The following is a 21,276-nucleotide window of genomic DNA, read 5'->3' as shown; positions in this document are numbered from 1 at the left end:
ATGGCCAAGCCCGGCTTATCTGACTCATAGGTAGATGTGGCGCAGGTCACGGAACGGTCACTCGGGCGGTGGCGTCCCGCGCGTGAACCCCGGCAGCCTCCAGGCCGCCCCTGCTCGTGAACGCGCGCACGTGTCCACATCCGTCCAGTGATCCCCCCCTGAAGTGTGAACGCGCTCCTCTATCAAGGGGGTGCGTCCAACACCAATTTGCATGCAGCGGAAGTCTCTTGATATTGAGACGCCCCCCTGGGCCTGCGGCGATGAACGAAAATGTCACGTCTGGTGACCGACCTGACGCTTCGCGTGTGAAGATCACCGCTCATCCGACTTCATGATCGTTCGTCAGGTGGTGGAGATCACAAAGCTTGTGCAATACCCCGTGTCGCAGATCACAGACCGCCGGGCATAAGATGCGAGGCAGTTGGGCTTGTGACCTGCTTCACATGTCCGCGATCTTCGCCGGGACGGGTGAGGTTCGCGGTGCTGGTGAGGCAGGGGCGCAGGCTCGTCGAACCGCCACCAGTCAGTGCCGACTGAGAGGAGCGAGGAGCGTGAACGCGTATGCGCCGATCCTCGTACTGGGAGCCCTCGGGGCAGGCTTTGCGATCTTCTCCGTGGTCATGGCCACGCTGATCGGTCCGAAGCGGTACAACCGCGCCAAGCTCGACGCGTACGAGTGCGGCATCGAGCCGACCCCCACGCCGGTCGGCGGCGGGCGTTTTCCCATCAAGTACTACCTGACGGCGATGCTCTTCATCGTCTTCGACATCGAGATCGTCTTCCTCTACCCCTGGGCCGTCACCTTCGACGCCCTGGGTGTTTTCGGGCTCGTGGAGATGCTGCTCTTCGTGCTCACCGTCTTCGTGGCGTACGCGTACGTATGGCGGCGCGGCGGCCTGGAATGGGACTGAGGGGCCTTTAAGACATGGGACTCGAAGAAAAGCTGCCGAGCGGATTCCTGCTGACCACCGTCGAGCAGGCCGCGGGCTGGGTGCGCAAGGCGTCCGTCTTCCCCGCGACGTTCGGACTCGCCTGCTGTGCCATCGAGATGATGACGACCGGCGCCGGGCGTTACGACCTGGCGCGCTTCGGTATGGAGGTCTTCCGTGGGTCACCTCGCCAGGCCGACCTGATGATCGTGGCCGGCCGGGTGAGCCAGAAGATGGCGCCGGTGCTGCGGCAGGTCTACGACCAGATGCCCAATCCCAAGTGGGTGATCTCCATGGGGGTTTGTGCGTCATCGGGCGGAATGTTCAACAACTACGCCATTGTGCAGGGCGTCGACCACATCGTCCCGGTCGACATCTATTTGCCCGGATGCCCGCCGCGCCCCGAGATGCTGATGGACGCGATCCTCAAGCTCCACCAGAAGATCCAGACCTCCAAGCTCGGCGTCAACGCCGAGGAGGCGGCCCGCGAGGCGGAGGAAGCGGCGCTCAAGGCGCTTCCCACCATCGAGATGAAGGGCCTGCTGCGGTGAGCGACGCGAACGGCAACGGGGTCAACCCCGAGAAGGACCTCGGCGCCTCCAACCTTCCCGGCCAGCGAGGCGACAAGGGCGAGGAGATCCGCGTCCAGCGCGGCATGTTCGGCGCGGAGAACGGCGGCGACACCTCCGGCTACGGCGGCCTGGTCCGCTCGATCCGGCTCCCCGGCGCGGCCGCCCGCCCCTACGGCGGCTGGTTCGACGAGGTGGCCGACGAACTGGAGGGCGCCCTGGAGGAACAGGGACTCGTCCCCGAGAGCGTCATCGACAAGACGGTCGTCGACCGCGACGAGATCACCTTCCACGTCGAACGCGAGTACCTGCTCCGCGTCGCCCAGACCCTGCGCGACGACCCGGCCCTCCGGTTCGAGCTCTGCACCGGCGTCTCCGGCGTCCACTACCTGCACGACAAGGGCCGCGAGCTGCACGCCGTCTACCACCTGCGCTCGATCACCCACAACCGGCTGATCCGCCTGGAGGTCAGCGCCCCCGACGCGGATCCGCACGTCCCCTCGCTCGTCTCCGTCTATCCGACGAACGACTGGCACGAGCGCGAGACGTACGACTTCTTCGGGCTGATCTTCGACGGTCACCCGGCACTGACGCGGATCATGATGCCGGACGACTGGCAGGGCCACCCGCAGCGCAAGGACTACCCCCTCGGCGGCATCCCCGTCGAGTACAAGGGCGCCCAGATCCCGGCTCCGGACCAGCGGAGGTCGTACTCATGAGCACGCAGACCCCTTCCGGGGCATCAGCCGCTTCGCCCCGCGAGACGACCGAGGGCACCGTATATACGGTCACCGGCGGCGACTGGGACGAGATCGCGCAGTCGGCGGCCAAGTCCGACGACGAACGCATCATCGTCAACATGGGCCCGCAGCACCCGTCCACCCACGGCGTGCTCCGGCTCATCCTGGAGATCGACGGCGAGACGGTCACCGAGGCCCGCTGCGGCATCGGCTACCTCCACACCGGCATCGAGAAGAACCTCGAGTTCCGTACGTGGACGCAGGGCACCACGTTCGTGACGCGCATGGACTACCTGACGCCGTTCTTCAACGAGACCGCGTACTGCCTCGCCGTCGAGAAACTCCTCGGCATCACGGACCAGATCACCGACCGCGCCACGATCATCCGCGTGCTCCTGATGGAGCTGAACCGACTCTCCTCCCATTTGGTGTGCATCGCCACCGGAGGCATGGAGCTGGGCGCGACCACGATCATGATCTACGGGTTCCGCGACCGTGAGCTCATCCTCGACATCTACGAGCTGATCACCGGCCTGCGGATGAACCACGCGTACATCCGCCCCGGCGGACTCGCGCAGGACCTGCCCCCGGGCGCGGTGGACCAGATCCGCGAGTTCGTGAAGAAGATGACGAAGAACCTCCCCGAGTACGACAAGCTCGCCACCGGGAACCCCATCTTCAAGGCCCGTATGCAGGACGTCGGCTACCTCGACCTGGCCGGCTGCATGGCCCTCGGTGCCACCGGCCCGGTCCTGCGCTCGGCGGGTCTGCCGCACGACCTGCGCAAGTCCCAGCCGTACTGCGGCTACGAGACCTATGACTTCGAGGTCCCGACCGCCGACACCTGCGACTCCTACGGGCGCTTCCTGATCCGCCTGGAGGAGATGCGCCAGTCGCTGCGGATCATCGAGCAGTGCCTGGACCGGCTGCAGCCCGGCCCGGTCATGGTCGCCGACAAGAAGATCGCCTGGCCCGCCCAGCTCGCGCTCGGCCCCGACGGTCTCGGCAACTCGCTCGACCACATCAAGAAGATCATGGGCACCTCCATGGAGGCCCTGATCCACCACTTCAAGCTGGTGACCGAGGGCTTCCGCGTGCCGCCGGGACAGGCGTACGCGGCGGTCGAGTCGCCCAAGGGCGAGCTCGGGGTGCACGTCGTCTCCGACGGAGGCACCCGCCCCTTCCGGGTCCACTTCCGTGACCCGTCCTTCACCAACCTGCAGGCCATGGCGGCGATGTGCGAGGGCGGCCAGGTCGCCGACGTCATCGTCGCCGTCGCGTCCATCGACCCCGTGATGGGAGGCGTCGACCGGTGACCACCACCCCCGAGGGCGTCAGCCTGGGCATGCCCCAACTGCCAGCGCCCGACTACCCGGCCGATGTCCGGGCCCGGCTGGAGGCGGACGCGCGCGAGATCATCGCCCGCTACCCCGACTCCCGCTCGGCGCTCCTTCCGTTGCTGCATCTCGTGCAGTCGCAGGAGGGCCATGTCACGCGCACGGGACAGCGGTTCTGCGCGGAGGTACTGGGTCTGACGACGGCCGAGGTCACCGCGGTCGCGACCTTCTACTCGATGTACCGGCGCAAGCCGAGCGGTGACTACCAGGTGGGTGTCTGCACCAACACCCTGTGTGCCGTCATGGGCGGCGACGCCATCTTCGAGGCCCTCCAGGACCACCTGGGCGTCGGCAACGGAGAGACCACCGGTGACGGCAAGGTCACCCTGGAGCACATCGAGTGCAACGCGGCCTGCGACTTCGCGCCGGTCGTGATGGTCAACTGGGAGTTCTTCGACAACCAGACCGTCGACTCGGCCAAGCGTCTCGTCGACGACCTGCGCGCGGGAGTGGACGTCGACCCGACCCGCGGCGCCCGGCTGTGCACCTTCAAGGACACCGCCCGGATCCTGGCGGGCTTCCCCGACGAGCGCGAGGGCGCGGTGGAGGCCGGCGGCAGCGCGGGCCACGCCTCACTGGTGGGACTGCGCCTGGCCAAGGGAGAGAGCGCCCCCGCGCGCGTGGTGCATCCGCGAGGCGGAGGGGCACCTCAGAACCAGCGGCCCGCCGAGCACCCGAGCTCGCACGACGCGCCGCAGGACACGTCGGCCTCCGACCCGTCCCACCCGGCGGGTCCCGTGGCAGAGGAGGGGGAGTGATGACCTTGGCAGCCGAGATCAACGAAACAAGTCCCGAAAAGCTGCTCGCACCCGTGCTGTCGGCCTTCTGGGACGAGGACAGGTCCTGGTCGCTGGACGTCTACCGAAGGCACGAGGGGTACGAGGGCCTGCGCAAGGCACTCGCCATGTCGCCGGACGACCTGATCGCGTACGTCAAGGACTCCGGACTGCGCGGCCGCGGCGGCGCGGGATTCCCGACCGGAATGAAATGGCAGTTCATTCCCCAGGGAGATGGAAAACCCCACTATCTAGTTGTCAACGCCGACGAGTCGGAGCCGGGAACCTGCAAGGACATCCCGCTCCTCTTCGCGAACCCGCACAGCCTCATCGAGGGCATTGTGATCGCGTGCTATGCCATCCGGTCTTCGCATGCCTTCATCTATCTCCGCGGTGAAGTGGTCCCCGTACTGCGGCGGTTGCACGAGGCCGTACGTGAGGCCTACGCGGCGGGCTACCTCGGCGAGAACATCCTGGGCAGCGGACTCGACCTCCAGCTCACCGTGCACGCGGGCGCGGGCGCGTACATCTGCGGTGAGGAGACCGCACTGCTCGACTCGCTCGAAGGCCGCCGTGGTCAACCGCGGCTCCGCCCCCCTTTCCCTGCTGTCGCGGGTCTCTATGCGTGCCCAACTGTTGTAAATAACGTCGAGTCGATCGCGTCAGTTCCCGCAATTCTCCAAAATGGCAAGGAATGGTTCAGGTCGATGGGAAGCGAGAAGTCTCCGGGCTTCACGCTCTACTCACTCAGCGGCCATGTCACCAGTCCCGGCCAGTACGAGGCACCGCTCGGCATCACGCTGCGCCAACTCCTCGGCATGAGCGGCGGGATGCGCCCCGGTCACCGTCTGAAGTTCTGGACGCCGGGCGGCTCCTCGACCCCGATGTTCACCGACGAGCATCTCGACGTCCCCCTTGATTACGAAGGAGTGGGCGCCGCGGGTTCCATGCTCGGCACGAAAGCACTCCAGTGCTTCGACGAGACGACCTGTGTCGTCCGCGCCGTCACCCGCTGGACCGAGTTCTACGCCCACGAGTCCTGCGGCAAGTGCACGCCCTGCCGCGAAGGGACGTACTGGCTCGTGCAGTTGCTGCGGGACATCGAGGCAGGCAAGGGCGCCATGTCCGACCTCGACAAGCTCAACGACATCGCCGACAACATCAACGGCAAGTCCTTCTGCGCCCTCGGCGACGGTGCCGCCTCGCCGATCTTCTCCTCGCTCAAGTACTTCCGCGAGGAGTACGAGCAGCACATCACGGGCCGCGGCTGCCCCTTCGACCCGGCCAGGTCCACGGCCTGGGCGGACAAGCACACGGAGGTGAACGCATGACAGTGACCACCAGCGCTCCCTCCGGAGGCGGGGAAGCGGCGGTCCCGCCGGAGGATCTCGTCTCGCTGACGATCGACGGCGTAGAGATGAGCGTGCCCAAGGGCACCCTGGTCATCCGGGCCGCCGAACAACTCGGCATCGAGATCCCCCGGTTCTGCGACCACCCGCTCCTCGACCCGGCCGGCGCCTGCCGCCAGTGCATCGTCGAGGTCGAGGGCCAGCGCAAGCCCATGGCTTCCTGCACGATCACCTGTACGGACGGGATGGTCGTCAAGACTCAACTCACCTCGCCGGTCGCCGAGAAGGCACAGCACGGTGTGATGGAGCTGCTGCTCATCAACCACCCGCTGGACTGCCCGGTCTGCGACAAGGGCGGCGAGTGCCCCCTGCAGAACCAGGCGATGTCGCACGGCAACGCCGAGTCCCGGTTCGAGGGCAGGAAGCGGACGTACGAGAAGCCGGTCCCGATCTCCACACAGGTGCTGCTCGACCGCGAGCGGTGCGTGCTGTGCGCCCGCTGCACCCGCTTCTCCAACCAGATCGCGGGCGACCCCATGATCGAGCTGATCGAGCGGGGCGCGCTCCAGCAGGTCGGCACCGGTGACGGCGACAAGTTCGAGTCGTACTTCTCCGGCAACACGATCCAGATCTGCCCGGTGGGCGCGCTCACCTCGGCGGCGTATCGCTTCCGCTCGCGCCCCTTCGACCTCATCTCCTCGCACTCCGTGTGCGAACACTGCTCCGGCGGCTGCGCGACGCGCACCGACCACCGGCGCGGCAAGGTGATGCGGCGCCTCGCGGCGCCGGACCCCGAGGTCAACGAGGAATGGCTGTGCGACAAGGGGCGGTTCGGGTTCCGGTACGCGCAGCAGCGCGACCGCCTCGACACGCCCCTGGTGCGCAACGCCGAGGGCGTCCTCGAGCCCGCTTCCTGGCCGGAGGCCCTGGAGGCCGCCGCGCAGGGGCTGACGGCGGCCCGCGGCCGGGCCGGTGTCCTCACCGGCGGCCGGCTCACCGTCGAGGACGCCTACGCGTACAGCAAGTTCGCGCGCGTCGCCCTCGACACGAACGACATCGACTTCCGCGCGCGCGTGCACAGCTCCGAGGAGGCCGACTTCCTGGCCGCCCGGATCGCCGGACGCGGCCGGGACCTCGACAGTACGGGCGTCACATACACCTCTCTGGAGAAGGCGCCCGCCGTACTGCTGGCGGGCTTCGAGTCCGAGGAGGAGGCGCCCGGCGTCTTCCTGCGACTGCGCAAGGCGTGGCGCGGGCACGGGCAGAAGACCTTCTCCCTCGCCACACACGCCACACGCGGCCTGGAGAAGGCGGGCGGCACGCTGCTGCCGGCCGCGCCCGGCACCGAGACCGAGTGGCTGGACGCGCTCGCGAGTGGTGTCGGCCTGGAGGGCGACGGCGCCAAGGCCGCCGAGGCGCTGCGCGCCGAGGGCGCGGTGATCGCCGTCGGTGAGCGGCTGGCCGCCGTGGCGGGAGGGCTGACCGCCGCCGTGCGGGCCGCCACCGCCACCGGTGCCCGGCTGGTGTGGATCCCGCGCCGGGCCGGGGAACGCGGCGCGATCGAGGCGGGCGCGCTTCCGTCGCTGCTGCCCGGCGGACGGCCGTCCACCGACCCGCGCGCGCGGGACGAGGTCGCGGTCGCCTGGGGCGTCTCCGAACTCCCGCACCGCTACGGCCGGGACACCGGCCAGATCGTGGAGGCGGCCGCCGGCGGCGAACTGCGGGCCCTGGTGGTCGCGGGCGTGGAGGTCGCCGACCTTCCCGACCCGGCACGCGCGCGTGCGGCCCTGTCCGAGGTGGGCTTCCTGGTGTCGCTCGAACTGCGGCCCAGTGAGGTCACCGAGCACGCGGACGTCGTCCTGCCGGTCGCCGCGGTCGCCGAGAAGGCCGGAAGCTTCCTCAACTGGGAAGGCCGGGTCCGCTCCTTCGAGGCGGCCCTCAAGCCCGACCAGATGACCCGGCGCCTGGCACCCACCGACGCGCGCGTCCTACAGATGCTGGCCGACGCCATGGACGTACACCTGGGGCTGCCGGATCTGCGCACCACGCGCGCGGAACTCGACCGGCTGGGCGCCTGGGACGGGCCGCGTGCCACCGAACCCCTGGAGACCGGGGTGCAGTTGCCCCGTCCGGCCGCCGGCGAGGCCGTACTGGCCGGGCACCGGCTGCTGCTCGACCGGGGGCGTCTCCAGGAGGGCGACGAAGCGCTCGCCGGGACCCGGCACGCCGCACACGCGCGCGTGTCGGCCGCCACGGCCGCCGAGGCCGGGGTCAAGAACGGCGACGTCCTCGCCGTGACGGGTCCCGCCGGAGTGGCCGAACTCCCGCTGCAGATCACCGAGATGCCCGACCGCGTGGTCTGGCTCCCGTTGAACTCGACCGGTGGGGGCGTCGCCTCCGACACCGGCGCGCTGCCCGGCGCACTCGTCCGCATCGGCCCGGCGACGATCGCCGCCGAGGCCCCCAAGGAGGTGGAGGCATGAAGCCGTACCTCGCCGCTGAAGATCTCTCGATGTTCGGCAACGACCCCTGGTGGCTGGTCGTCGTCAAGGCGGTGTTCTGCTTCGCCTTCCTGATGGTGACCGTGCTCTTCTCCATCGTGTGGGAGCGCAAGGTCGTCGCCTGGATGCAGCTGCGCATCGGCCCCAACCGGCACGGGCCCTGGGGCATGCTCCAATCGCTCGCCGACGGCGTGAAGCTGATGCTCAAGGAAGACCTCATCGTCAAGCGCGCGGACAAGGTGGTCTACGTCCTCGCGCCGATCGTCGCGGCCATCCCGGCCTTCATGGCGATCGCGGTGATCCCCTTCGGGCCCGCGGACGACGAGGTCTCGATCTTCGGTCAGCGCACCACGATGCAGCTCACCGACCTGCCGATCGCGATGCTCTACATCCTCGCGGTGGCCTCGGTGGGCATCTACGGGATCGTGCTCGCCGGCTGGAGTTCCGGATCCACCTATCCGCTGCTGGGCGGTCTGCGGTCCTGCGCGCAGATGATCTCGTACGAGATCGCCATGGGTGCCGCGTTCGCCTCGGTGTTCCTCTACTCCGGGTCGATGTCGACCTCGACGATCGTCGAGCAGCAGCACGACCGCTGGTACATCGTGCTGCTGCCGGTCTCGTTCCTCATCTACATCGTGACGATGATCGGCGAGACCAACCGGGCCCCCTTCGACATGCCGGAGTCCGAGGGCGACCTTGTCGGCGGCTTCAACACCGAGTACTCGTCGATCAAGTTCGCGCTGTTCATGCTCGCCGAGTACGTGAACATGGTGACGGTCTCGGCCGTGTCGACGACGCTCTTCCTGGGCGGCTGGCGGGCCCCGTGGCCGATCAGCAGCTTCTGGGAGGGTGCCAACCACGGCTGGTGGCCGATGCTCTGGTTCGTGGTGAAGGTGCAGTTGCTGCTGTTCTTCTTCATCTGGCTGCGCGGCACGCTGCCGCGCGTCCGCTACGACCAGCTGATGAAGCTCGGCTGGAAGGTGCTCATCCCGGTCTCCGTGGTCTGGCTGATGCTCGTCGCGACGGTACGGACGCTGCGCAACGAGCACGTCGCCTTCGCGGACATCGCCCTGTACGTCGGCGGAGGCGTCCTCGTCCTCCTGTTGCTGTCGTTCATCGCGGACATCTTCCGCGACAAGCAGGGAGCCCAGGAGACGCCCGCCGAGCCCGCCGCCTTCGACCCGATGGCCGGTGGATTCCCCGTGCCCCCGCTGCCCGGCCAGGAGCTGCCGCCGGTACCGCGGCGCCGTCCGCGCCACGAGCGGGAGCTGGTTGTCAGTGGCGGGTCCGATACTGCGAGTGATGGATCGGTTACCGGATCTCGTGACGGAAAGGAGGGGTCCGATGGCTGAGGAGCCGAAGGAGACCAAACCGGGTTTCCAGAACCCCGTCGCCGGTTTCGGCGTGACCTTCAAGGCCATGTTCAAGAAGCGGCTGACCGAGCAGTACCCGGAGCAGCAGAAGACCACCGCGCCGCGGTTCCACGGCCGGCACCAGCTCAACCGCCATCCGGACGGCCTGGAGAAGTGCGTGGGCTGCGAGTTGTGCGCCTGGGCCTGCCCCGCGGACGCCATCTATGTGGAGGGCGCGGACAACACCGAGGAGGAGCGCTACTCCCCGGGCGAGCGGTACGGCCGCGTCTACCAGATCAACTACGCCCGCTGCATCCTGTGCGGCCTGTGCATCGAGGCGTGCCCCACGCGCGCGTTGACGATGACGAACGAGTTCGAGCTCGCGGACAGCAGTCGCGCCAGCCTCATCTACACCAAGGAGCAGCTGCTCGCCGGCCTTGAGGAGGGCATGGTCGAGACACCGCACTCGATCTTCCCGGGCACGGACGAGCAGGACTACTACCGGGGTCTGGTGACCGAGGCCGCGCCCGGCACCGAGCGTCAGGTGGCCGTCTCCAAGGGCGAGTCGCACCCCTCGGCCACTCCTTCGGGTACGGCCGCCGGAGAGGGGGAGAAGGCATGACCGACCTGGCCGCGTACTCCACCTCCACCGGAGAGGCCTTCCAGTTCTGGGTCCTCGGCACCGTCGCGGTGATCGGCGCCCTGTGCACCGTCTTCATGAGGAAGGCCGTGCACAGCGCGCTGTGCCTCGCCGGGACCATGATCATCCTGGCGGTGTTCTACCTCGCCAACGGCGCGTACTTCCTGGGCATCGTCCAGATCGTCGTCTACACCGGCGCGATCATGATGCTCTTCCTCTTCGTCGTCATGCTCGTCGGCGTCACCGCGGCGGACTCGCTGAAGGAGACCATCAAGGGGCAGCGCTGGCTGGCCCTGGTCTGCGGACTCGGCTTCGGAGTCCTGCTGTTCGCCGGTATCGGCAACGCCTCCATCGAGGACTTCGACGGCCTGGCGAAGGCGAACGCGAACGGCAACGTGGAGGGCCTCGCCGCCCTCATCTTCACGAAGTACGTGTTCGCCTTCGAGATCACCGGCGCCCTGCTCATCACGGCCGCCGTCGGCGCCATGGTGCTGACGCACCGCGAGCGCACCGAGCGGCCCAAGACCCAGCGCGAGCTGTCCGAGCAGCGCGTGCGCGAGGGCAAGCACGTCCCGCCGCTGCCGGCGCCGGGTGTCTACGCCCGGCACAACGCGGTGGACATCGCGGGCCTGCTCCCCGACGGCACTCCGTCCGAGCTGACCGTCAGCAAGACGCTGCGCGACCGCGGGCAGATCCGTGACGTGTCGGCCGAGGCGCTGAACGATCTGAAGGCGCTGGAGCAGCGCGCCGAGGAGCGCCTGGAGCGCACGAAGACGGAGGAGGCGTCCAAGTGAATCCGGTCAACTACCTCTATCTCGCCGCCCTGTTGTTCACGATCGGCGCCACCGGTGTGCTGATCAGGCGGAACGCGATCGTGGTGTTCATGTGCATCGAGCTCATGCTCAACGCCTGCAACCTCACCTTCGTGGTCTTCTCCCGGATGCACGGCAATCTCGACGGCCAGATCATCGCCTTCTTCACGATGGTCGTCGCCGCCGCGGAGGTCGTGGTCGGGCTCGCGATCATCGTGTCGCTGTTCCGTTCCCGCCACTCGGCCTCGGTCGACGACGCCAGCCTGATGAAGCTGTAAGGGGTCGCTGAATCGTGGAGAACCTGATTGCGCTGCTGGTAGCGGCGCCTCTGCTCGGAGCGGTCGTCCTGCTGTGCGGCGGACGGCGGCTCGACGCCGTCGGCCAGTGGGTCGGCACCGCGTTCGCGGCCGCCTCCTTCGTGATCGCCGCCGTGCTCTTCGCCGACATGCTCGGGAAGGGTCCTGAGGACCGGACCTTCACCCAGCATCTGTACAGCTGGATCGCCGTCGGAAACTTCCGCGCGGACGTCGGCTTCCAGCTCGACCAGCTGTCGATGACGTTCGTCCTGCTGATCACCGGTGTCGGCTCGCTGATCCACCTGTACTCGATCGGGTACATGGAGCACGACGAGCGCCGCCGCCGCTTCTTCGGCTATCTGAACCTGTTCCTCGCGGCGATGCTGCTGCTCGTCCTCGCCGACAACTACCTCCTGCTGTACGTCGGCTGGGAGGGTGTCGGTCTCGCCTCGTACCTGCTGATCGGCTTCTGGCAGCACAAGCCCAGCGCGGCCACCGCCGCCAAGAAGGCGTTCCTGGTCAACCGCGTGGGCGACATGGGCCTGTCCATCGGCATCATGCTGATGTTCACGACCTTCGGGACCTTCGCCTTCGGGCCCCTGCTCGGCTCCGAAGGACACCCGGGGGCGGCCGGGGACGCCACCCAGGGCAAGCTCACGGCCATCGCCCTGATGTTGCTGCTCGCCGCCTGCGGCAAGTCCGCCCAGGTGCCGCTGCAGTCCTGGCTCGGGGACGCGATGGAGGGCCCGACCCCGGTCTCGGCCCTCATCCACGCCGCCACCATGGTGACCGCTGGTGTGTACCTGATCGTGCGCTCGGCCGCCGTCTTCAACGCGGCGCCCGACGCCCAGCTCGTCGTCACCGTCGTGGGCGGGGTCACGCTCCTGTTCGGTGCGATCGTCGGTTGCGCGAAGGACGACATCAAGAAGGCGCTGGCCGGCTCGACCATGTCGCAGATCGGCTACATGGTGCTGGCGGCGGGCCTCGGCCCCATCGGCTACGTCTGGGCGATCATGCACCTGGTGACGCACGGCTTCTTCAAGGCCGGCCTCTTCCTCGGCGCCGGTTCGGTCATGCACGGCATGAACGACGAGGTCGACATGAGGAAGTTCGGCGGCCTCAGGAAGTACATGCCGATCACGTTCGTGACCTTCGGCCTCGGCTATCTCGCGATCATCGGCTTCCCTGGCCTGTCCGGCTTCTTCTCGAAGGACAAGATCATCGAGGCGGCCTTCGCCAAGGGCGGCACCGAGGGCTGGATCCTCGGCAGCGTGGCCCTGCTGGGCGCCGCGATCACCGCGTACTACATGACGCGCGTGATGATCATGACCTTCTTCGGGGAGAAGCGCTGGCAGCCCGACGCCGAGGGCCACGAGCCGCACCCGCACGAGTCGCCCAGGTCCATGACGATCCCGATGATCGTGCTGGCCTTCGGGTCGGTCTTCGCGGGTGCCTACTTCAGCATCGGCGACCGCTTCCTGCACTGGCTGGAGCCGGTCACCGGGCACTCGGAGGGCGACTCGCCCGTGAGTGCCCTCACGGTCACCCTGGCGACCATGGTGCTGCTGGTCGTCGGCGCCGGCATCGCCTACCTCCAGTACGGCCGCAGCCCCGTTCCGGTCGTCGCCCCGCGCGGCTCCCTGCTCACCCGCGCCGCCCGGCGCGACCTGCTCCAGGACGACTTCAACCATGTCGTGCTGGTGCGCGGCGGTGAGCACCTCACCCGCTCCCTGGTGTACGTCGACCACACCCTGGTCGACGGAGTGGTCAACGGGACGGCGGCCTCGGTGGGCGGCCTCTCCGGGCGGCTGCGCAAGCTGCAGAACGGCTACGCGCGCAGTTACGCGGTCTCGATGTTCGGCGGTGCGGCGATCATCGTCGCCGCGACCCTGCTGATGAGGGCGGTCTGATACCGATGTCCTTTCCTCTGCTGACAGCGACGGCGGTGCTCCCGGCCCTCGGGGCGATCGCCACGGCCGCCGTGCCGGCCGCGCGGCGCGTCGCCGCCAAATGGCTGGCGCTCCTCGTGTCCCTCGGCACCCTGGCGCTCGCCGCGGTCACCCTGGTGCGTTTCGACCCCGGCGGCGACCGCTACCAGCTCACCGAATCCCACGCCTGGATCCCGGACTTCGGGGTGCGCTACCAGTTGGGCGTGGACGGCATCGGGGTGGCGCTCGTCGCGCTCACCGCGCTGCTGATGCCGTTCGTGATCCTGGCGGGCTGGCACGACGCCGACCCGCACGAGACCGGAAGCAGGCGCTGGCGTCCGACCCAGGGTTTCTTCGCCCTGATCCTGGCCGTCGAGGCGATGGTGATCATCTCCTTCGAGGCCACGGACGTCTTCCTCTTCTACATCTTCTTCGAAGCCATGCTGATCCCGATGTACTTCCTCATCGGCGGCTTCGGGGACCGTGCCCACGAACACGGGGACGAGGCGGCGGCGACCCAACGCTCGTACGCCGCGGTGAAGTTCCTCCTCTACAACCTGGTCGGCGGCCTGATCATGCTGGCCGCCGTGATCGGCCTCTACGTAGTGGCCGGAAGCTTCTCGCTCCAGGAGATCGTCCAGGCGCGGGCCAACGGGTCGCTGCACATGGCGACCAGCACCGAGCGGTGGCTGTTCCTCGGCTTCTTCTTCGCCTTCGCGGTGAAGGCGCCCCTGTGGCCGCTGCACACCTGGCTGCCCAACGCCATGGGCGAGGCCACCGCGCCGGTCGCCGTGCTGATCACGGCGGTCGTCGACAAGGTCGGCACCTTCGCGATGCTCCGCTTCTGCCTCCAGCTCTTCCCGGAGGCGAGCAAGTGGGCGACACCCGTGATCCTCGTCCTGGCGCTGATCAGCATCATTTACGGGGCGCTGCTCGCGGTCGGACAGCGGGACATCAAACGACTGGTCGCCTACGCGTCGATCTCGCACTTCGGGTTCATCATTCTGGGCATCTTCGCGATGACCAGTCAGGGCCAGTCGGGCGCGACGCTCTACATGGTCAACCACGGGATCTCGACCGCCGCCCTGATGCTCGTGGCGGGCTTCCTGATCTCGCGGCGCGGCTCGCGTCTGATCGCCGACTACGGAGGGGTGCAGAAGGTAGCCCCGGTGCTCGCGGGCACTTTCCTGATCGGCGGCCTCGCGACCCTGTCGCTTCCCGGCCTCGCGCCCTTCGTGAGTGAATTCCTGGTCCTGGTGGGCGCGTTCGAGCGCTATCCGGCCGTCGGTATCGTCGCCACCTTCGGCATCGTCCTCGCCGCGCTCTACACCCTCGTCCTCTACCAGCGGACGATGACGGGCCCGGTCAAGGCGGAGGTGGCCGAGATGCCTGACCTCAGGGTGCGCGAGCTCCTGGTGGTCGCCCCGCTGATCGCTCTGCTGATCTTCCTGGGCGTCTACCCGAAGCCGGTCACCGACATCGTCAACCCGGCGGTCAAGCAGACCATGTCAGATGTACACAAGACGGACCCCCAGCCCGCGGTGGAGGCGGCCAAGTGAGCGCATCAGCCGTCCACAGCCTGTGGACAACGGCGGCAACCGCAGCCGAGCCGATCTCCAAGATCAACGCACCGAAGATCGAATACGGGCAGTTGTCGCCCACCTTGATCGTTCTCGGCGCGGCGGTCATCGGAGTTCTGGTCGAGGCCTTCGTGCCGCGCAAGTCGCGTTACTACGCACAGGTGTTCGTCGCCGTCGTCGCACTGGCCGCGGCGTTCGCCGCGGTCGTCGCGCTCGCGGCGGACGGATACGGCACCACCAAGGCGCACATCGCGGCGATGGGCGCTATCGCCGTCGACGGACCGTCCCTGTTCCTCCAGGGCACGATCCTGCTCGCCGGAATCCTCGGTGTCTTCACCTTCGCCGAGCGGCGCCTCGACCCCGAGGCGCACGGGAACCGGGTCGACTCCTTCGCCGCGCAGGCCGCGTCGGTGCCCGGCAGCGACAGCGAGAAGGCCGCCGTGAAGGCCGGGTTCACCACCACCGAGGTGTTCCCGCTGCTGCTCTTCGCGATCAGCGGCATGCTGGTCTTCCCTTCGGCCAACGACCTGCTGACCCTGTTCATCGCCCTGGAGGTCTTCTCCCTCCCGCTGTACCTCCTGTGCGCCGTGGCCCGCCGCAAGCGGCTCATGTCGCAGGAGGCGGCGGTCAAGTACTTCCTGCTCGGCGCCTTCGCCTCCGCGTTCACGCTCTTCGGTATCGCCCTGCTGTACGGCTACGCGGGCTCGGTGTCGTACGCGACGATCGCGCACGTCGTCGACGGCACGGTCACGAACGTCGACCCGGCGCTCGCCGGCACCATGGGCAACGACGTCCTGCTGCTCATCGGTATGGCCCTGATCGTCATGGGCCTGCTCTTCAAGGTCGGTGCGGTGCCCTTCCACATGTGGACACCGGACGTCTACCAGGGCGCGCCGACGCCGGTCACCGGCTTCATGGCGGCGGCGACGAAGGTGGCTGCGTTCGGCGCGCTGCTGCGCCTGCTGTACGTCGTCCTGCCGGGGCTGCGCTGGGACTGGCGGCCGGTCATGTGGGCCGTGGCGATCGTCACCATGCTGGGTGGCGCGATCGTCGCGATCACCCAGACCGACATCAAGCGGCTCCTGGCGTACTCGTCGATCGCGCACGCCGGGTTCATCCTCGCGGGTGTCATCGCGACCTCGCCTGACGGCGTCTCGTCGGTCCTCTTCTACCTGGGCGCGTACTCGTTCGTGACGATCGGCGCGTTCGCCGTCGTCACGCTCGTACGGGACGCGGGCGGTGAGGCCACGCACCTGTCCAAGTGGGCGGGTCTCGGACGCAGGTCACCGTTGGTGGCCGCGGTGTTCGCGGTCTTCCTGCTGTCCTTCGCGGGCATCCCGCTGACCTCGGGATTCGCCGGAAAGTTCGCCGTGTTCAAGGCGGCGGCCGAGGGTGGCGCGGGCGCGCTGGTCGTCGTCGGTGTGATCTCGTCGGCGATCGCGGCGTTCTTCTACATCCGCGTGATCGTGCTGATGTTCTTCAGCGAGCCGAAGCCCGAGGGACCGACGGTCGCCGTGCCGTCCCCGCTGACCACGACGGCCATCGCGGTGGGTGTCGCGGTCACGCTGGTGCTCGGTGTGGCCCCGCAGTACTTCCTGAACCTGGCCAGCCAGGCCGGGGTCTTCGTGCGCTGAGCAGGGCCTTGCGCGGCTCGGGCCCCGCTCCCTCCAAGGGGAGCGGGCCCCGAGCCGTTCTCAGTGGGCGGAGTGGGCGGTGGCCGACGATCCGGAGGGGGCCTTGCCTGCCGCGCCGGATGGGGCCTTGCCCGACGATCCGGAGTGGGTTGTGCCCGACGAGTTGGACTGGGCCGGGGCGGCCGGGCACTTCACCGTGGGGTTCCAGCGGTTGAACAGCCCGCTGGGGTTGTGCTTCCAGAGCCAGACGTGCAGGTCGTAATGGATCGGCATACCGGGGTAGTGACCCGGCATCGGACCGTCGAACTTCTGGCCGCCGAACATCGAGGGCCGGTCCTTGGTGGTCTTCATGTTCTGGTCCGAGTCCAGCACGATCCACTCCACCCCGGCCAGCTTGCGCTTGCCGTCCTTCCCGTCCTCGAAGAGGAGGGCCGCGGGCTTCGCCGGGTCGAGCGAGCCGTAGCGGGACTCGTTGAAGTAGTGGTAGCCCATGCTGCCGTGCCCCGCGGGATCCGAGGAGCACTGATGGGGGACGTATCCGTCGGCGAGGGCGACCTTCTCGTCGAGGTACTTGACGCTGGCCATGTACGCCGTGGTCAGGTCCCGGATTTCCTTCGTGTTGGCCGGGCCGTCCGAGGCCGGGGCCGGAACGGCGGACAGGGCGAGTGACGCGGCGGCGGCTGTCACGAGGGTGATGGCGGTCCTGAGGGGACGCTGGGACATGCGAAGGCTCCTAGAGACGCGAGAGAGGCGTACGGACTGCACGGGTCCGTCGGCTGCGGGCCCCCTCCTCCCGCCCGAGCAGCATGGCCCTCGGCTTCGAAGGGCCGCCATGCAAGCGGGGCCAACGGGTTGAACCCGGGTGGGGCGCGCCGTGCAGGGGAGTGAGACGGGCGCCGCGCGCCGGTACGTAGGGAAGCCGGTCCCTCGCAGCCTGTGGACAACTCTCGGACTGTCGGTGCGGACCCCTATCGTGGACGCAGTGGTCGAGGCGCGACGTACGGGGGACAGGACGATGGGCGGGACGGGTGTGATGACCGAAGCGGACGCGACGGAGACGCTGGGCGAGAGCGAGGCACTGGCCACACTCCACCGGGTCTTCGGGTACGACGCCTTCCGCGGCGAGCAGGAAGCGATCATCGAGCATGTGGTGGCGGGCGGTGACGCCGTCGTCCTGATGCCGACCGGTGGCGGAAAGTCCCTGTGCTACCAGATTCCTTCCCTGGTCAGACCGGGTACGGGCATTGTGGTCTCTCCGCTCATCGCGCTCATGCAGGACCAGGTCGACGCGCTGCGGGCGCTGGGCGTGCGCGCCGGGTTCATGAACTCCACGCAGGACTTCGACGAGCGGCGCGTGACCGAGGCGGAGTTCCTGGCCGGAGAGCTGGACCTGCTCTATCTGGCCCCGGAGCGGCTGCGCTTGGACAGCACGCTTGACCTGTTGTCCCGCGGGAAGATCTCGGTCTTCGCGATCGACGAGGCGCACTGTGTGGCCCAGTGGGGTCACAACTTCCGTCCCGACTACCTGGCGCTCTCGCTGCTCGGCGAGCGCTGGCCGGACGTCCCGCGCCTCGCGCTGACGGCCACGGCCACGCGTGCGACGCACAAGGAGATCACCCAGCGCCTGGGCATGCCCATGGCCCGCCACTTCGAGGCGAGCTTCGACCGCCCCAACATCCAGTACCGGATCGTTCCCAAGGCCGACCCGAAGAAGCAGCTGCTGTCCTTCCTGCGCGAGGAGCACGCGGGCGACGCGGGCATCGTGTACTGCCTCTCGCGCAACTCGGTGGAGAAGACGGCCGAGTTCCTCTCCCGCAACGGCATCGAGGCGGTGCCGTACCACGCGGGTCTGGACTCGGGCACCCGAGCCACGCACCAGTCCCGTTTCCTGCGGGAGGAGGGCCTGGTGGTGGTCGCCACGATCGCCTTCGGCATGGGCATCGACAAGCCGGACGTGCGGTTCGTCGCCCACCTCGACCTGCCGAAGTCCGTCGAGGGCTACTACCAGGAGACGGGCCGCGCCGGCCGTGACGGACTCCCGTCCACGGCCTGGATGGCGTACGGCCTTCAGGACGTGGTCCAGCAGCGCAAGATGATCCAGGGCTCGGAGGGAGACGAGGCGTTCAGACGCCGGGCCGCCGCCCATCTGGACTCGATGCTCGCCCTGTGCGAGACGGCCCAGTGCCGGCGCTCCCAGCTCCTCGCCTACTTCGGCCAGGACCCGAACACCCCGGCCTGCGGCAACTGCGACACCTGTCTGACGCCCCCGGAGACCTGGGACGGCACGGTCGCGGCGCAGAAGCTGCTGTCCACGGTGGTGCGCCTCCAGCGGGAGCGGGGCCAGAAGTTCGGCGCGGGCCAGATCGTCGACATCCTGCTGGGGCGCAAGACCGCCAAGGTGATCCAGTTCGACCACGACCAGCTGTCCGTCTTCGGTATCGGCGAGGAGCTGGCGGAGTCCGAATGGCGGGGCGTCGTACGGCAGATGCTGGCCCAGGGGCTGATCGCGGTCGAGGGCGAGTACGGCACGCTGGTGCTGACCGACGCCAGCGGGACCGTGCTGCGGCGCGAGCGTGATGTGCCGATGCGCAAGGAGGCGCCGAAGCCGGCCGCGTCCCGGTCGTCGGCGCCCAAGGGCGAGCGCAAGGCCAAGGCCGCTGCTGCCGAGCTGCCCGCCGAGCTCGTCCCCGCGTTCGAGGCGCTGCGTTCCTGGCGCGGCGAGCAGGCGCGTGAGCAGGGCGTCCCGGCGTACGTGATCTTCCACGACGCCACGCTGCGGGAGATCGCCACGGTGTGGCCCACCTCCGTGAAGGACCTGGGCGGCATCAGCGGAGTGGGCGAGAAGAAGCTGGCGACCTACGGGGAGGGCGTCATCGGGGTGCTCGCCTCACTGGGCGGCGGCACGCCCGCGGCCCAGCCGGCCGTCGGCGCACCCGCAGCGCCGCCGGCCGCCGGAAGACCCGCGGCCACGGCGGTTCCGGCGGCCGCCGCGGGACCGGACCCGGACTGGCCCGAGCTGGACCAGGAGCCGGAACCCGAGGAGTGGATGTAGCGGCACCGGCCGGGACGGCGGGCGGCTGATTCGCGCCTGGCGGGGCGGCCGGCGTCCGCCCCGCACAGGGCATGGGCATCATGTGGCCGACTCGCACCGGGTGGTACGGCGGGCACTCTGTCCGGACCGGGTGGGACACGGCGCGGTCGATTCGGACCGGACGGGGGCCGGCCGGTCCGTGCCGGGTGGGACACCGCGCGGTCGGTCTGCCCCGGCTGGACAGCGGGCGGCGGTCCGCCCGGGGCTTCCCGGTCTGTGCCCGCTCCACCGGGGGCACGGTGGCCAGGATCCTGGCCACCGTGACGCGGACCTCGTTTCCCCGGCGGGGGGACCCTTAGTGGGGGACGGCCTGCGTGATGCGGCCCCGGACCTCGCCGAGGCCCACCCGGGTTCCGCCCGGCCCTGGCGCCCAGGCCGTCAGGGTGACCTCGTCGCCGTCCTCCAGGAACGTGCGCTTGCCGTCGGGGAGTTCGAGGGCGTCGCGCCCGTTCCAGGTGAGTTCGAGCAGGGAGCCGCGCTCGCCCTCGGAGGGGCCGCTGACGGTTCCGGAGCCGTAGAGGTCACCGGTGCGCAGGGAGGCTCCGTTGACCGTCATGTGGGCCAGTTGCTGGGCGGCCGTCCAGTACATGGTGGAGAAGGGCGGCTCGGAGACGACGTGGCCGTTGATGGCGACGGAGATCCGCAGGTCGTAGCCGCCCGGGTCCTCGGAGGCGTCGTCGAGATAGGGGAGGAGGGGGTGCGTGCGGTCGGGAGACGCCACGCGGGCCTCGTCGAGGGCGTCCAGCGGGGTGATCCACGCCGACACGGACGTGGCGAACGACTTGCCGAGGAACGGGCCGAGGGGAACGTACTCCCAGGCCTGGATGTCGCGCGCCGACCAGTCGTTGAGGAGGCAGAGGCCGAAGACGTGGTCGCGGTAGTCGCCCAGATGCACCGGCCGGCCCTGTTCCGAGGGGGTGCCGACCACGAAGCCGACCTCCGCCTCGATGTCCAGGCGGATCGAGGGGCCGAAGACGGGGGCGGCGTCCGTAGGGGCCTTGCGCTGGCCCGACGGGCGTACGACATCCGTGCCGGAGACCACGACCGTGCCGGAGCGGCCGTGATAGCCGATCGGAAGGTGCTTCCAGTTGGGCGTGAGGGAGTCGGCGGCGTCGGGGCGGAAGATCTGGCCGACGTTCCGGGCATGGTTCTCGGAGGCGTAGAAGTCCACGTAGTCGGCGACGGTGAACGGGAGGTGCAGCGTCACGTCGGAGAGCGGGTGGAAATGGGGAGCGAGAGTCTCCCGGTGGGCCGGGACGGTCACCCAGGCCGTCAGCGCGCGCCGGACATCGGACCAGGCGGTGCGGCCCGCGGCGAGCAGCGGGTCGAGGGTCGGCTGGGCGAGCAGCCCGGCGTACGGGGAGCCGAGCGAGCGGGCCGCGGCGCCCGCGTCGAGGACGTGGTCCCCGAGCCGTACGCCGACGCGCCGCTCGGGGGTGCCGGCCTGGTCGGCCAGGGAGAACACGCCGTACGGCAGGTTGTGCGGGCCGAAGGGATCGCCCTCGGGGACATCGAAGGGGGGCATCGGTTGGTGCCTCGCTTTCGGATTCGTACTCGCCATGTGATCCATGCGTTCCACGCGTTTCATGTGGTCGGGGCACACGTTACGGGGGAGTGACCCTGCTGTGGCAGGGCCTAAAGAGTTTGCAATGTCCGAATTGGCCTTGTCGGACGCGGTAATT

At 68.9% G+C, this 21,276-nt stretch carries 17 protein-coding genes; 15 read left to right on the top strand and 2 right to left on the bottom strand.

Going from position 1 to position 21,276, the window contains the following annotated elements:
• Nucleotides 1–551: 551 nt before the first annotated feature.
• The 14 genes from ACZ6KY_RS34920 to nuoN are packed head-to-tail and all read left to right on the top strand — an operon-like array spanning nt 552 to nt 16,503.
• Complete coding sequence (locus ACZ6KY_RS34920) at nt 552–911, top strand: NADH-quinone oxidoreductase subunit A (protein ID WP_037627175.1); 360 nt, start codon at nt 552–554, stop codon at nt 909–911.
• 14 nt (nt 912–925) lie between these two features.
• Complete coding sequence (locus tag ACZ6KY_RS34915) at nt 926–1,480, top strand: NuoB/complex I 20 kDa subunit family protein (RefSeq protein ID WP_003998928.1); 555 nt, start codon at nt 926–928, stop codon at nt 1,478–1,480.
• Nucleotides 1,477–2,217: an NADH-quinone oxidoreductase subunit C gene (locus ACZ6KY_RS34910; protein ID WP_469314265.1), complete on the top strand. Its 741-nt coding sequence runs from the start codon at nt 1,477–1,479 to the stop codon at nt 2,215–2,217. Before ACZ6KY_RS34915 ends, ACZ6KY_RS34910 begins: the two co-directional genes overlap by 4 nt.
• Nucleotides 2,214–3,554: an NADH-quinone oxidoreductase subunit D gene (locus ACZ6KY_RS34905; RefSeq protein WP_469314264.1), complete on the top strand. Its 1,341-nt coding sequence runs from the start codon at nt 2,214–2,216 to the stop codon at nt 3,552–3,554. The genes ACZ6KY_RS34910 and ACZ6KY_RS34905 overlap by 4 nt, the downstream gene beginning before the upstream one ends.
• Nucleotides 3,551–4,393 carry an NADH-quinone oxidoreductase subunit NuoE gene (nuoE, locus tag ACZ6KY_RS34900; protein WP_261704925.1) on the top strand — a complete coding sequence of 281 codons (843 nt, stop codon included), beginning with the start codon at nt 3,551–3,553 and terminating at the stop codon, nt 4,391–4,393. The genes ACZ6KY_RS34905 and nuoE overlap by 4 nt, the downstream gene beginning before the upstream one ends.
• Nucleotides 4,390–5,742, top strand: a complete 1,353-nt coding sequence (gene nuoF, locus ACZ6KY_RS34895) for an NADH-quinone oxidoreductase subunit NuoF (RefSeq protein ID WP_365878066.1) — start codon at nt 4,390–4,392, stop codon at nt 5,740–5,742. The genes nuoE and nuoF overlap by 4 nt, the downstream gene beginning before the upstream one ends.
• Nucleotides 5,739–8,243, top strand: coding sequence for an NADH-quinone oxidoreductase subunit G (locus tag ACZ6KY_RS34890; protein WP_469314263.1), 2,505 nt, complete (start codon nt 5,739–5,741; stop codon nt 8,241–8,243). Before nuoF ends, ACZ6KY_RS34890 begins: the two co-directional genes overlap by 4 nt.
• A complete protein-coding gene (gene nuoH / locus ACZ6KY_RS34885; protein ID WP_469314262.1) occupies nt 8,240–9,613 on the top strand; it encodes an NADH-quinone oxidoreductase subunit NuoH in 1,374 nt (457 codons plus the stop codon). Before ACZ6KY_RS34890 ends, nuoH begins: the two co-directional genes overlap by 4 nt.
• A complete protein-coding gene (gene nuoI, locus ACZ6KY_RS34880) occupies nt 9,606–10,235 on the top strand; it encodes an NADH-quinone oxidoreductase subunit NuoI (RefSeq protein ID WP_469314261.1) in 630 nt (209 codons plus the stop codon). The genes nuoH and nuoI overlap by 8 nt, the downstream gene beginning before the upstream one ends.
• A complete protein-coding gene (locus ACZ6KY_RS34875) occupies nt 10,232–11,047 on the top strand; it encodes an NADH-quinone oxidoreductase subunit J (protein ID WP_469314260.1) in 816 nt (271 codons plus the stop codon). The genes nuoI and ACZ6KY_RS34875 overlap by 4 nt, the downstream gene beginning before the upstream one ends.
• Nucleotides 11,044–11,343 carry an NADH-quinone oxidoreductase subunit NuoK gene (gene nuoK, locus ACZ6KY_RS34870; protein ID WP_355840740.1) on the top strand — a complete coding sequence of 100 codons (300 nt, stop codon included), beginning with the start codon at nt 11,044–11,046 and terminating at the stop codon, nt 11,341–11,343. Before ACZ6KY_RS34875 ends, nuoK begins: the two co-directional genes overlap by 4 nt.
• Before the next feature lie 14 nt (nt 11,344–11,357).
• Nucleotides 11,358–13,271: an NADH-quinone oxidoreductase subunit L gene (nuoL, locus tag ACZ6KY_RS34865; RefSeq protein ID WP_469314259.1), complete on the top strand. Its 1,914-nt coding sequence runs from the start codon at nt 11,358–11,360 to the stop codon at nt 13,269–13,271.
• Between the two features lie 5 nt (nt 13,272–13,276).
• Nucleotides 13,277–14,848, top strand: a complete 1,572-nt coding sequence (locus ACZ6KY_RS34860; RefSeq protein WP_469314258.1) for an NADH-quinone oxidoreductase subunit M — start codon at nt 13,277–13,279, stop codon at nt 14,846–14,848.
• Nucleotides 14,845–16,503, top strand: coding sequence for an NADH-quinone oxidoreductase subunit NuoN (gene nuoN / locus ACZ6KY_RS34855; RefSeq protein ID WP_469314257.1), 1,659 nt, complete (start codon nt 14,845–14,847; stop codon nt 16,501–16,503). The genes ACZ6KY_RS34860 and nuoN overlap by 4 nt, the downstream gene beginning before the upstream one ends.
• A gap of 60 nt (nt 16,504–16,563) precedes the next feature.
• Here nuoN and ACZ6KY_RS34850 read toward each other — a convergent pair whose 3' ends face one another.
• Nucleotides 16,564–17,226, bottom strand: coding sequence for a hypothetical protein (locus ACZ6KY_RS34850; protein ID WP_469314256.1), 663 nt, complete (start codon nt 17,224–17,226; stop codon nt 16,564–16,566).
• A gap of 292 nt (nt 17,227–17,518) precedes the next feature.
• On the opposite strand from ACZ6KY_RS34850, the gene recQ reads away from it, so the two are divergent.
• On the top strand, nt 17,519–19,555 hold the full coding sequence (gene recQ / locus ACZ6KY_RS34845) for a DNA helicase RecQ (RefSeq protein ID WP_469314293.1): 2,037 nt from the start codon (nt 17,519–17,521) through the stop codon (nt 19,553–19,555).
• A gap of 334 nt (nt 19,556–19,889) precedes the next feature.
• On the opposite strand, the gene fahA is transcribed toward recQ, so the two are convergent.
• Nucleotides 19,890–21,119, bottom strand: coding sequence for a fumarylacetoacetase (gene fahA / locus ACZ6KY_RS34840; RefSeq protein ID WP_469314255.1), 1,230 nt, complete (start codon nt 21,117–21,119; stop codon nt 19,890–19,892).
• Nucleotides 21,120–21,276: the final 157 nt, after the last annotated feature.

This window comes from Streptomyces sp. NPDC042002, assembly GCF_055588305.1.
The sequence above is the reverse complement of the archived record's forward strand: the minus strand, read 5'-3'. Positions and strand labels throughout refer to the sequence as shown.

Coding starts and splice junctions, on each gene's coding strand:
- ACZ6KY_RS34915 (WP_003998928.1), top strand. CDS start 926: ATGGGACTCGAAGAAAAGCTGCCGAGCGGATTCCTGCTGACCACCGTC.
- ACZ6KY_RS34905 (WP_469314264.1), top strand. CDS start 2,214: ATGAGCACGCAGACCCCTTCCGGGGCATCAGCCGCTTCGCCCCGCGAG.
- ACZ6KY_RS34890 (WP_469314263.1), top strand. CDS start 5,739: ATGACAGTGACCACCAGCGCTCCCTCCGGAGGCGGGGAAGCGGCGGTC.
- nuoH (WP_469314262.1), top strand. CDS start 8,240: ATGAAGCCGTACCTCGCCGCTGAAGATCTCTCGATGTTCGGCAACGAC.
- nuoI (WP_469314261.1), top strand. CDS start 9,606: ATGGCTGAGGAGCCGAAGGAGACCAAACCGGGTTTCCAGAACCCCGTC.
- ACZ6KY_RS34875 (WP_469314260.1), top strand. CDS start 10,232: ATGACCGACCTGGCCGCGTACTCCACCTCCACCGGAGAGGCCTTCCAG.
- ACZ6KY_RS34860 (WP_469314258.1), top strand. CDS start 13,277: ATGTCCTTTCCTCTGCTGACAGCGACGGCGGTGCTCCCGGCCCTCGGG.
- ACZ6KY_RS34850 (WP_469314256.1), bottom strand. CDS start 17,226: ATGTCCCAGCGTCCCCTCAGGACCGCCATCACCCTCGTGACAGCCGCC.
- recQ (WP_469314293.1), top strand. CDS start 17,519: ATGGGCGGGACGGGTGTGATGACCGAAGCGGACGCGACGGAGACGCTG.
- fahA (WP_469314255.1), bottom strand. CDS start 21,119: ATGCCCCCCTTCGATGTCCCCGAGGGCGATCCCTTCGGCCCGCACAAC.